A 12,465-nucleotide genomic window follows, 5' to 3' on the forward strand; every position below is an offset into this window, starting at 1 on the left:
CCCCCCTTCACGTATGTCCTTAAGAAATGAGATGAAGCCACTTCCAATACGGTACGCAGAGAATGGCTACGAGCAAAACGGCGAGACCGTAGCCCAAAGCAACCTTTTGCGCTTGCCGATGGGTGAATGCTTTGCCTTCTGTGCTGTAATAGGCAGTTAAATAGGTAGGCGATTGATAAGCAAAGAAGAATGGGTCGGTGGCTAGCAATATAATAAAGACAAGCACCCACGGATGAATGCCTATCGCTTCTCCTAGAGGAATAATGGCGGTTACTAGCAAAATAACAGCCGGGTCATCGCGAATGACGAGCGTCACCACGAACGAAACCACGATTACTGCGGCAAGAAACAAAGATGGCGAGGCAATGAAGAACGACATATGCTCTCCGAGCAAAGAGGATAGCAGCTCCGCTATGCCGAGTTGTTCGGCAACACCCGCAAAGCTGAATGCCGCTCCAAGAAACAGCAGGAAGGTCCAGTCGATTCCAGTCGAAACCGTCTGCTTATCGAGCACCCCGCTAACGACTAATGCGGCAAAGCCGAGAAGCATAATCCAAGTGCTTTCGATGCCGTGCAGCGGCTGGAGTATCATGAGCCCTATGCAGCAAATGATCGTCCATAGCGATACCCGCTCATCCTTCGTAAACGGTCCAAGCAGCCGGAGCTGCTCATCCAGCACTTCTCCCGTTACGATTTTGGAAGGCTCAACTCTACGGAACATAAAGAAAAGAATGGCAAGCAGCACGCCGCCAAAAATAACGAACGCCGGCAGCGCGTACAAAAACCATTGCAGCCATGACACCGATCGCTGCGCCGAGGCAAGCCCATAAGCCATCACGTTGGTATAGGAGCCGGTCATGACAAACGGAGCGGTAAATCCGAAGAAAATCATGGCGACTAGTCCAAGTCCGGCAGAGCCTTTGCTTTTCTCCCCGAAGCCAAGCGACTCAGCCAGCGTTTGCGCCATTGGAACGCCCAGCGAAACCTTTGCCGAGGAGGAGGGGAGCAGCGGATTAAGCAGCGCCCCTCCCGCCACAATACCCCAAAGCTGGCCGCGGTAATGGGCGGGGAAACGCCTCAGCGCATGAAGGGCAAAGCGGTACGAAATCCCGGATTTCGTAATGACCGCACTTATCGCCATAATGCAAATCATAAATAACCAAGAAGAGGAAGCAAAGCCCGACAATGCCGTCTCCGGCGATGCAACGCCGCCAAGCACCCAAAGCATAATCATGCCAAGCGCAACGACATAGTCCGGCAAAATCGGCACGATCCACATCATAACGGCAGCAACAGCAATGCCGATAAAGCGCATGCCTGCCTCCGACAACCCCCCAATCGGGTCCATTACGAATGACAGCAAGATGCAAAGCAAGGCAGCAATGACCGCCGTCACTTCGGCAGCTCGATTTCCCTTCAACAATCTTCCTGCACCCTGAACGAGCAGCTCGCTTCGTTTTCTGGCAAGCTTTTGCTTGGCTAAATCATAAGCGCGGTCGTCGCTCATTGCGTCGCCAATCCGATTGGACAGCGTGCTTGCCAAAGCATCCGCTTGCTTCAAATATTCAAGCGCCTGGCTCTTCTTGCCGGCGAGCCGGCAAAGCTCCGTCGCACGCTCATACAAAAACAATAGCTCGCTCGGCCGGAAAGCCTTCGTATGGTTTAAGGCTGCTTCCACGACAGCAAGCCCGATCTCAGGCGCATTTTTCTCGCAATAAGGCAAATAAGTTTTCAAAACAGGGTAGTTATAAGCAAGCTGCTCTATGGGACAGCGGTTAATCGTTCGAAAAAGCTCCGCACGCAGCCGGTCTGACACCGTTCCCTCTACGCGGGCGTAAGTATCGAGCGCTATTGGCCAGTTCCCTTTTTCCCCTTGGATAATAATAAAAGCGACCCATTTGCCCCGTGACGCATACCAAGCTATCGCCTTCTCGATCCAAAGTCCCATTTCCTCATAGCCGTGTTGTTCCTTGCTTATGTCATTTAGTACTGGTTTCAGTCCGTTTACTAGGGTCAGCCATTCGGAAGCAAGAGGGTTTTCTTGAAAGCATGAAGCGAGGAAAGGGGAAGCAGCCAGCTCTTTGTCCAGCGAAAATTGAAAAGCGTGCTCCGCCAGCTCCTTGCTAACTAAAGGAACATGCGCGCACCACAGCAAAAATCGGGCCGCCGTCTCGCCCAGCTGCGCCAGCTCGTCAGCGATACGCTCCGACTCTGTTTTTTTGGCAGCCTGAAGCCGGCCGTTCGTCGCAATTAATCGTTGCGATAACAGCTTGATGAAATAAGCCGAGAATATAGCATTTTCCGCAACAAGGCGGTCGAAGGTCTTGCCGTCGATGACATATAACACCGCGTCCTCCGCAGCAACCGCTTCCGCAGACCTTGTCTCGCCAGTAAGCAGCGCCATTTCTCCAAAGACCTCGCCTGCTCCAAGCTCAGCAAGCGACCGTCTGGCGCTATTATCCGCACTAGAAAAAAGCTCAATCGAGCCGCGTTCAATAATATACATTTGATCGCCGAGATCACCCTGCCGGAACAACCTCGTTCCGGCAGCTATTTCCCGCTTCTCCAGCATGCCAAGCAGCTTTGCGAGCTCTATATTGGAGAGCCCCTTAAACATCTCTATGCCCGTCAGGTTCACTGATTAATCTACCTCTTACTTAAGGGAAATTAGTTCTAAAGTTATATGAATCTATTATATATGAAGATTGAAAATAATAGATAGTTGTCGAAAGTTATCTAATTATATTTTTTTGCTTTTCTGGCAGAAAGATAGACAACAAAAAAGACGCCTCACAAAGAGACGCCTCTGATTCCAAGATTACAAATATACTTCTTTCCCTGTCTCCGCCGACTGATAGATAGGCTCTAAAATTTGCGCAACAACAATTGCCTGCTCGGGCAGAACAAGCGGCCTGCTGGATACGTCATTAGTATTTAATCAAATAAAAGCTTAACGTCATTACAATCCTTTATGTAAGCGTTAACAAAATATTTGTTGATATGCCAGGTTATCCTATAATCGCAAGGAGACCGCCTCAGCTCTTCGCATATTGTCTATTGCCAAACAGCCTTAAATTCTCTACTATTAAATTAAATAAATCCAATAAGGAAAGTTGGTTTTGATAAATGAAGGAGATTCCGATTCCGTACGTTCGCAGCAATCAAGCCGGTATCGTCGCCGTACTCCTGATCGCGATTGCCCTGCAATTGCCTTGGCTCATCGCCGCGCTTTGGGTTGTTCAGGTCGCCGGTTTGATTTATGGACCAAAAGCAAACTTGTTTATTATTGTCGCCCGTCCTTTTCTTGGCGGACGAATAGCAAATGCACAAACAGAAGCAGCCGAGCTGCAGCGCTTTAACAACTCACTCGGTGTAGGGTTTCTCACCTTGTCGCTGCTTAGCCTTGCGCTCGGCTGGTCCGTAGCCGGTTATATCTTTGCTGGCATGATGGGAGCCGCCGCGCTTGCCGCCATCCTCGGTTTTTGCATCGGCTGCACCATCTATTTTCAGTTCAAGCAATTCCGCGCACGCCGATTAAGAAGAAGCTAGCTATTCCGCTTCTTCTAATGCCGATTATCCGCTCCAGATAAGCCGCAGCCGAAAGCGAAGAGGCTCGTCAGCCTCTTCGCCGTACTCCGCCTCTTTCGGTCTTCGGCACCTCGATGCTGTACATGCTCCGGAGAGGATGACACGCGCAGTCCTGCGAGCAGACGACCGCGTCCCCCCTCCGTCTTCACCGTAATGTGACCGCGCCTAACGATAAGAAGCGCATGCTGATCCGCCTTAAGCACAAGCTGCTGCGAGACATGATGGACATGAAGTTCCAGCCAAGCTATAAGCATAATGAGCTGTTGAAAATCCATGTTCGTCTAACCCGTTCTTTTAGAGCCTAACAATCGTTCTGCCTTTAGACTGCCCTTTTAAAAGAATGCCCGCCTGCCCGATTACCTGCTCCAGCCCAATTTCCTCGCACAGCTCATCCAGCATAGGCGGCTTATAGTCTCCGGCCAGCAGCTCCCACGCCTTGCTCCGCTTCTCCATGCCTGCCATAACCGAGTCAATGCCGATCAATCTGATACCTCTTATGATAAAAGGAAATACCGTCATCGAGAGCTCCGAACCGCCTGTTAAACCGCTCGCGGCAACGACGCCGCCGTATTGGATCTGAGGCAGGAGCGAAGACAGCGTCTTGCCGCCGACACAATCGATCGCGCCTGCCCACAGCTGCTTATCCAGCGCACGCTGCGAATCAACCGCAAGCTCCTCCCTTGCGAGAATGCGCTTCACGCCAAGCCCGCGCAAATATTCATGCTTGTCCGCTTTTCCGGTACTCGCCGCCACCTCGTAGCCGAGCTTTGCCGCTATCGCAGCAGCCACGCTGCCTACGCCTCCCGTAGCTCCCGTAACCAGAATCGGCCCATCCTCTGGACGAACGCCATTTTGCTGAAGCTCGTACACAGATAAAGCGGCAGTAAAGCCCGCTGTCCCAATAATCATCGCTTCTTTCATCGACAAGCCGCTCGGCAGCTTAAGCGCCCACGCTGCTGGCACCCGTGCGTATTCGCTAAATCCGCCGTAGTGGCTAACACCAAGACCGTATCCCGTTACCACGATCTGGTCCCCGGCTTGAAATCGCTCATTTTCGCTTGCGATGACCGTACCCGCCAAATCAATCCCCGGAACAATCGGATAGCTCTTTACGACGCCTCCATTCGCACTGCAAGCCAAAGCATCCTTATAATTAACGCTGGAATACGCGACCTGAATGAGCAGCTCGCCCTCCGGCAAATCATCGATCTCCAGTTGCTTCGTTTCCGCAACAATCTCGTTATGCCTTTTATCGATTACAAGCGCTCTGAAAGTTGACATTCAAGCACCTCCATTTAGGATTTAATGATATTAAAAAATCTGTGAGCCATATAGCAGCCGCCTTCTGAAATAAGCTCACTTTTCATTTTTCGTTAACGATTGATCTATGCCTTCAACTCGTTCGGATCAGGTAGTCTTGTGACGATTCTCTACCGCCGCAAATCGAATCGGGAAAGGCGGTAACACCAAGTAATACTAAATGACACCATTCGACAGCATGAGCCCCGGCACGCTTTCTTAAGCGTCATGGTTCCCCTTCAAGCTTCTATGCCATATAGCAATGGCTCGTTCGAATTCAATCCATTACGAGCAAAGCCGCCACCTAAATGCACTACTCAAATTCAGCTGACTCTTGTCATTATAAACCAACAGAGTCCACTCTAGCAGCCTCCTGCCAAGGCTAGCTTGCACCCGATTACAGCAAGCGCAAAGGATTGAAATAAGCTGCGTTTTTTCTCTTCTTACCCTCTACAGTAACAGTTATTGCCGAGGATTGCGACATCGCTATTTGAGCGCAAAAAAGGACGTCCCGGCAGCTCAGCAGCTACGGTACGTCCTCCTACTTCTTTAGTAAAACTGCGGCAGATAAGCCTTGTTCCGCTCAAGCATTTCATCCAGCATGCGCTGTGCGTCATTCGTTGAATCCACGAGCGGATGATGCGCCAGCGCCAGCAGCGCAGTGTCCCTATTGCCGGTAACCGCCGCCTCAATCGCCAGCTGCTCATATACCTTCACGGCATGAATGAGCCCTTTGGCAGCTGCAGGCACGATGGCGACCGGCTGAGCAATGGGCCCCTCCTTCGTGACGATGCAGTTTACTTCAATGCATGCATCATCCGGCAGGAAGTCCAGCACGCCCTGGTTAGGCACGTTCAAGGTTTGGATATCTCCGCTGTCGTTATACAGCGAGTTCATCAACTTCACAGCCGCCTCCGAGTAGTAGGCACCGCCGCGCTGCTCTAGCTGCTTCGGCTTCTCGGATAAATTCGGGTCTTTATAGATTTCAAACAGCTCATCCTCAAGCCGCTTCACCGTCTCGGCCCGCGTCTCTCCACGTGCAGCAGCCGTCTGCTGCTCAGCCAAAATCTCACGCTGCAAATAAAAATATTTTAAATAATAGGATGGAATGGCTCCCAAGGAGCGAAGCAAGCTGCCGTTCCATGCATATTGCGGGACATTCTTGGCTGAGTAGCCGTCTTGATCGTTCAGCAGCTCTTCAAGCTTGGATTCACCGTTAACGGTAATCGTGCTGATCCAGTGCAAGTGATTCAAGCCCGCAAATTCGCAATAGATGCTTTCAACAGGCACTTGGTACAAGGCTGTTAACCATTTGTACGCCGCTATGGGTGAATTGCACAAACCAATCGATTTAATGCTCGAGTATTTATTGATCGCTTCGGTAACCATGCCCGCAGGGTTCGTAAAATTAAGCAGCCAAGCATCCGGGCAAAGCTCCTCCATATCCTTGCAAATATCCAGCAGTACAGGTATTGTGCGCAAAGCCTTCATCATGCCGCCAGCGCCGGTCGTCTCCTGCCCGATCATGTTGTATTTCAGCGGAATAGTCTCATCCCAGCCGCGGGCTTCCAACCGTCCGACACGCATTTGCGTCGTTACAAAATCAGCGCCTGCAAGCTCGGAGCGTCTATCCAGCGTTAAACGCAGCGCAATCGGCAAGCCTGATTTTTCGATCATGCGGATCGCCAATTGACCCACGATAGCCAGCTTATGGCGTCCTGCCGGAATGTCCACCAAGACAATTTCCGTTACAGGAAAAGTTGAATAATTCAGAATAAAGCCTTCAATTAACTCAGGCGTATAGGATGATCCACCGCCAATAACGACTACTTTTAATCGAGCGCCCATTCTACGGGAGCCTCCTTCACCGATAAGCATTCATGCAAGCAAGCATACACAGACTCTTCAATTGTCATTTCTGTTTTATCCATAGCGAGTAAAATAGCGCCTGCCACAGGCTCCATCGCCAGTACGGTTAAGCTGCAGCCAGCGGCTTCCTTCTGGACCTGCTGCTCGATAAAAGGTGCGATGTAGCTGCTATCTCCACGGGTCAGCACGCTTCCAACCATGACGAGGTCAAACACATCGGATTGCATCGACAGCTTCCGAATAATCGCACTTGCCGCCTTGCCAAGCTCTTCACCCTGCCGCTGCAAAATACCCTTCGCAACTACGTCCCCGCCCTCTGCCGCTTCAAAAAGCAGCTTCGCGAGCAAATGCGGAATCGTTTTGCCATGATCCAAATAATCGTTGTACATCGGCTCAACCGAATCATAACCCAGCATCTGGAGAGTTAAGCCCGTAAGCAAAGTCTCTTGCTCACGGCCCTCCCATGAACGAATGACCGATCTAAACACCTCGACCGCCAGCCCGCTCCCTCCGCCAAAATCGCCAAAAGCATAGCCAAATCCGCCGCATTGCACGCTCTCGCCTTGCCGATTAACGCCAAAGCTGTTCGTCCCGCTGCCGCAAATGACCACGACTCCATCCGATTGTTTCGTGCCTGCACGCAGACCGATTACCGTATCGCATACAATGTCATGGTTTTCAAAGCCCAGCTTCGCGATCATCGGCCGCAAAACTTGAAAGTCTGCCTCGCGGTCAGCGCCAGCCAGTCCAAATACCGCATACGCGATATCTTCCTTATTTACCTCTGCTTGTCTCAAAGCTTGAATGACGGCGCTCTGAATATTGCCTCTCGCCAGCTCCACGCCGATTTGATGATTGCCGCAGCCGCTTTCGCCAACGCCGATAACGCGTCCCGCTTCATCGGATACTACAGCTATCGTCTTGCTGCCTCCGCCATCGACTCCCAAATAATAGGTCAAATAATATCGCTCCCATGTAGACGCTTGGTTTTGAAGGCCGCCCCGCTTCCCAATAGAAACGACACGGCCTCCCAACCGCTGCTGCAAAATGTGACTATCGTACCCGATAAATCTCCCGCCGCTTTATTTCAGCTTGCTTACATTTTCTTGCCATTTAGCCGTTTTGTATTGCAACAGCTTCTCGTAACCGACTTTCATCGCATTTTCCTCAGCCTTGTCCAAAATGCTATTTACTTCCTCGTCCGATTTTGCGTTCATAATAGCCGCAGCTCTTGCCTTCTCGTAAATATCGAGCACACTTTGGGCTGCAATGCCCTCATCCGTATCGCCTGCAGGGTCTAAGTTAACGAACTCAGTCGTATCGTACTGCGTTTTCCATGTGATCTCGGATTGCCAGTACGTCTCCCAGCTGCGTTTTTCCGCTGGAAGCGTCGATTCAAATTTCATTTTCGATTTATCCACATAAACCGTATTTCCGTTCCACTGGAAGTTGACCGTAGATGCCATCAAAGCCTCGCGGCCTTCAACATCGCCCGTAAATTTATCCGTGAACAACGGCGCTTCATCGCTATCCGTGCCATCCCAATACAAACCTTCAGGCCCCCACATAATCGTACGCTGTCCTTCCGGACCAGTGAACCAATCCAGGAATGCGAAGATCGCTTCCGGATCTTTGGCCGCTTTTGTAATTACGCTCACGTTCCAGCCAAGCTGCTTGTAATCGCCAGGGAATATTTTCGTTTTGTCGAGGCCCGCTTTATGAACCGGCCACACCATAATGTAGCCCGCATTAGGGTCCTTCGCTTTTAGCAGCGCATTGCCCTTCGCCCCAAATTCCGTCGGGCTGGAAGCAGCATATACCGCTATATTTCCTGTAATCACCTTTTGCTCCACTTGCTCCAGCTTTTGCGTGAAAGAATCCTGAGAAATCAGCTTCTCCCGGTAAAGCTTGCTTGCGTATTGAATTGACTCACGGTATACAGGATCAGTAAAGATCGAGACGAGCTTGTCGCCCGACGGTACAGCCATCATCGCATTGTACGTATAAGGACGATTTTCCGCGAAAGCCGATACCAGAATATCAATACCCGCTGCGGTTTGCCCTACTTCCAGAGGAACAACGTTCGGATATTTCTCCTTCACTTGCAACAAATAGGCAAACAAGTCATCCGTCGTTTCAAGACTCGGGGAGCCAAGCTCCTCATAGATTTTTTTATTTACCAAGTAACCCGCATTGCCGTTAGGCTGCGTCGTATACCAGTTCGGGAACTGATAGAGCTTGCCGTCAGGCGAGCGCAGCATGTCCAGCGTAGCATCGCCGGCCCATTTTTTGAGATTCGGGTATTTATCCAAATAATCGTCGAAGGGAACGAGCATGCCTTCCGAGCGCAGCTTCTCCACGTCCGCGTCACGCTCCATCCAAATGACATCCGGAAGCTCCTGCGAGACAATCATCGTATTCAGCTTTTGCTTAGCAGCGCCTCCAGAGCTGATTGGCACTACGTTCACTTTCTTATTGTCCTTAATCCACTTGGTCGCTAGATCCTCGCCCCAAGCCGGCATCGTATACCAGTCATAATGTCCGTAGAACGAAAATTCGAGCGGTTTTTCCCCAAAAACATAAGGTGCAGCACTCTCCTCTTGCTTGCCATTTGCAGCTTCCTCTGTTCCGGTATCCCCCCCCTTGTTGTTGCTTGAACAACCCGTCAATACCAATAGGACGACAAGTGTGACTGACAACGCTGTTTGAAAAGCTTTATTGAATGTAGTCATCGCCAAAACTCCCTTCCGCATGTTTATCTATGGTTAAAGCTAACGCCTTGAACCCTTCGTTATTCCTTCAATGAACCAATAAGCACGCCTTTAACGAAATACTTTTGCACAAAAGGATACACGCACAAAATCGGAACGGTCGCCACCATCATCGTTGCCATGGATAACGACTTGGTCGTTACCTGCCTCATTGCATTCATGCGGCCCTGTGCCGCCGAATCCATTTGCGACATCTGCTCAAGCATGATATTAGAGTTCAATATTTGCTGCAGCTTCGTTTGAATAGGCAGCAAATCAAGGTTGGAAATATAAAGGCTCGGAGCAAACCAGTCATTCCAGTGATAAACGGCAGTGAACAACGACAGCGTTGCAATGACCGGCCCTGAGAGCGGAAGCACGATGCGGAATAAAATGCCCCAGTTGCTGGAGCCGTCAATTTGCGCCGATTCCTCCAGCCCGCTCGGAATGCCCATAAAGAACGTCCGGAAAATAATCATGTTCCACACGCTGATCATGCCGGGAATAACCATAACCCAGAACGTATTCATCAGATGCAGCTCGCGAATGAGCAGGTAGCTCGGAATTAATCCGCCGCTAAAATACATCGTCAGCACGCAAAAGATCATATAAAACTTGCGTCCTACCAAATTGCGCCTTGTCATGCCGTATGCGAAGATCGCCGTTGCGGCAATCGAGGACACCGTTCCTGCTACGGTTCGAAGAACGGAAATGATAAAGCCGTCGATCAACCGCTTATCCTTGAACACCACCTCATAATTCTCAAAGGAGAATACGCGCGGCCAAAACGTAATTCCGCCCTGCATCGTATCGGTACCCGCATTAAACGAGATAACCGCGGCATTCCAAAAAGGATAGAAGGCAGTGAAACCAAGCACAAACAATAAAAAATAGATGACTGTCATAAACGTTTTGTCGCTAAAGGATAGTTTCATCGTGTCGCCCCCTCTTTTTCTTTACCACAGGCTGTTGCCTGACCGGCGAGCCAAATAGTTAGCTCCTGCTAGCAAACCAATACTTATAACTGCTTTAAAGAGGCCGGCAGCCGTAGCGTAAGAGAATCGGGAATTTTGAATGCCCACCCTATACACATAAGTGTCGATAACATCGCTCACGTCGCGCAGCACCGGATTTCCAGCCAGCAGCAAAATATCCTCGAAGCCGGCATTGAGCAAGTCGCCGATAGCTAGTATGGAGAACACGACGATAACGGGCATGATCGATGGAATGGTAATCGAAGCGATCTGTCTCACCCTGCTCGCTCCGTCGATAGAAGCCGCCTCGTACAAATGAGGATTGATGCCCGCGATAGCGGCCAAATAAACGATGGAAGCAAAACCAATTTCCTTCCACACGCCCGTCGTAACGAGAATCGCCCAGAAATATTCCGGCATGGACAAGAAGTTAAGCGGCTCTTTGATGAGATGCAGCTTCTCGAGCAGGATGTTCAAGCTGCCATTGTCTGTCGAGAGCAAGGAAACAACGAAGCCCGACACGATAACCCAAGATAGGAAATGCGGCAAATAGCTGATCGTTTGAATGATGCGTTTGAACATGCGGTTATTGATTTCGTTCAGCATCAATGCGAGTACGATCGGCGCAGGAAAACCTACGCCGAGCTTAAGCAGGCTAATAATCAAAGTGTTCCGCATGACGGTCCAAAACTCCGGCGCGTTAAAAAACATTTCAAAATGTTTAAAGCCGACCCAAGGGCTGTCAAAAAAACCTTTGAAAATGCTGTAGTCCTGAAAAGCCATCAGAACCCCGTACATGGGAAGGTAGCTGAATACAAAAATGAAGAGCATCGCCGGTATAACCATGAGTTGAACATCCCATTGTTTTATGAATCGTCTAATGCTTCCCGTCTGCTTGTACACATTTTGCTCTGTACGGATATCGGTTTGCAGCATGGTTCCCTCTCCTTTTTTGCATGTTAGATTTATTAACTTATCGTGTTACATATTTACTATTTCTTTATTTTAGCCTCCTGAAAACACTCATTCACCGCTAAAATGATTGATTACTGGCACTATCTTACTGTTTCTCGACCTGTGCGGCTTCTTGATATTTTAGGAGATGTGCCGATATGCTTCTTAAATAGGCGATTAAAATTAGAAAGGCTGCGAAAACCGCACTCGAGCGCGATATCCGTTATTTTCATATCGCTGCACTCGAGCAGCTTGACCGCATGGACCAACCGAATGTGAATCAAATAGAGCAAAGGAGGCGTCCCTACAGCTTGCCGAAAGAGATCGCTGAACCTCGAAGGACTTAAATAGACAAGCCCCGCAAGCTCCTCGAGCGTCCATGGATAAGCGAAATTTTGTTCCATGTCGAAAATGACTTTCCGCATTTTGTCGAGCTGCGCGGCACTGATGCCGTCCTTCCCTCTCCCTACGCCCTCCCTGCGGAAATAGCGGTTTACGTAGGCGAGAAAGCGGAGCATATTGGAATAAACCAATGAGCCGTAGGAGCCGCCGCCCCTGTCATGCTCCTCCTGAAGCTCAAGCAGCAGTCCTCTAAGGTGCTCCATATGTGGCTCATCCCGATCAAGCAGATTTGTAAAATGCACGCCCATTTCCTTGAACGGGCTCAAAACTTCCGGATCGTATCTTTGGCTGCTTACAAACCAAGAGGCATCAAACGATATGACCTGCATGACCAAATCCTTCGTCTCGTAAGCACAGTGCAAATCATTGGAGTTTATGAGAAGGATGTCGCCTTGCCGGAACTCAAACGTCTTCCCATTAATGATGTAGTAGCCCGTCCCCGATTTAATGAAGTTAATTTCCAGCACATCATGCCAATGAAGCTTCTGATAGTAGGCGGTAACGCCTATCGTATCCACAACCTGAATAGGATAATGTCTCGCTAATTCCAGCTTTTCCCTCGGAATATGACCGCTTCTCAACATGGACATGTCAACCTCTCCTTTTGCTTAAACTATGCTGATTCTCTT

The 12,465-nt window shown here is 50.0% G+C and carries 10 protein-coding genes; 1 reads left to right on the forward strand and 9 read right to left on the reverse strand.

What is annotated here, in order from left to right; all coding sequences use genetic code 11:
- Positions 1-19: 19 nt before the first annotated feature.
- A complete protein-coding gene (locus ADU23_RS06975) occupies positions 20-2,638 on the reverse strand; it encodes an SLC13 family permease (protein ID WP_053373083.1) in 2,619 nt (872 codons plus the stop codon).
- 488 nt (positions 2,639-3,126) lie between these two features.
- On the opposite strand from ADU23_RS06975, the gene ADU23_RS06980 reads away from it, so the two are divergent.
- Positions 3,127-3,549, forward strand: a complete 423-nt coding sequence (locus tag ADU23_RS06980; protein ID WP_053373084.1) for a DUF4395 domain-containing protein — start codon at positions 3,127-3,129, stop codon at positions 3,547-3,549.
- Positions 3,550-3,563: 14 nt separating this feature from the next.
- On the opposite strand, the gene ADU23_RS06985 is transcribed toward ADU23_RS06980, so the two are convergent.
- The 8 genes from ADU23_RS06985 to ADU23_RS07020 form a co-directional block, all read right to left on the reverse strand.
- Positions 3,564-3,863 (reverse strand): hypothetical protein, encoded by a 300-nt coding sequence (locus ADU23_RS06985; protein WP_053373085.1) that lies wholly within the window; start codon positions 3,861-3,863, stop codon positions 3,564-3,566.
- A gap of 19 nt (positions 3,864-3,882) precedes the next feature.
- Positions 3,883-4,869: an oxidoreductase gene (locus ADU23_RS06990; RefSeq protein WP_053373086.1), complete on the reverse strand. Its 987-nt coding sequence runs from the start codon at positions 4,867-4,869 to the stop codon at positions 3,883-3,885.
- Positions 4,870-5,436: 567 nt separating this feature from the next.
- Positions 5,437-6,735 carry a 6-phospho-beta-glucosidase gene (locus ADU23_RS06995; RefSeq protein ID WP_053373087.1) on the reverse strand — a complete coding sequence of 433 codons (1,299 nt, stop codon included), beginning with the start codon at positions 6,733-6,735 and terminating at the stop codon, positions 5,437-5,439.
- Positions 6,720-7,715, reverse strand: coding sequence for a BadF/BadG/BcrA/BcrD ATPase family protein (locus ADU23_RS07000; protein ID WP_053377512.1), 996 nt, complete (start codon positions 7,713-7,715; stop codon positions 6,720-6,722). The genes ADU23_RS06995 and ADU23_RS07000 overlap by 16 nt, the downstream gene beginning before the upstream one ends.
- A 123-nt stretch (positions 7,716-7,838) precedes the next feature.
- A complete protein-coding gene (locus ADU23_RS07005; protein ID WP_053373088.1) occupies positions 7,839-9,488 on the reverse strand; it encodes an extracellular solute-binding protein in 1,650 nt (549 codons plus the stop codon).
- A 59-nt stretch (positions 9,489-9,547) separates the two neighbouring features.
- On the reverse strand, positions 9,548-10,441 hold the full coding sequence (locus ADU23_RS07010) for a carbohydrate ABC transporter permease (RefSeq protein WP_053373089.1): 894 nt from the start codon (positions 10,439-10,441) through the stop codon (positions 9,548-9,550).
- A gap of 21 nt (positions 10,442-10,462) precedes the next feature.
- Positions 10,463-11,416: an ABC transporter permease gene (locus ADU23_RS07015; RefSeq protein WP_053373090.1), complete on the reverse strand. Its 954-nt coding sequence runs from the start codon at positions 11,414-11,416 to the stop codon at positions 10,463-10,465.
- Positions 11,417-11,535: 119 nt separating this feature from the next.
- Positions 11,536-12,426, reverse strand: a complete 891-nt coding sequence (locus ADU23_RS07020; RefSeq protein WP_053373091.1) for an AraC family transcriptional regulator — start codon at positions 12,424-12,426, stop codon at positions 11,536-11,538.
- Positions 12,427-12,465: the final 39 nt, after the last annotated feature.

The sequence above is a fragment of the Paenibacillus sp. FJAT-27812 genome (assembly GCF_001273905.1).
GTDB lineage: Bacteria > Bacillota > Bacilli > Paenibacillales > Paenibacillaceae > Pristimantibacillus.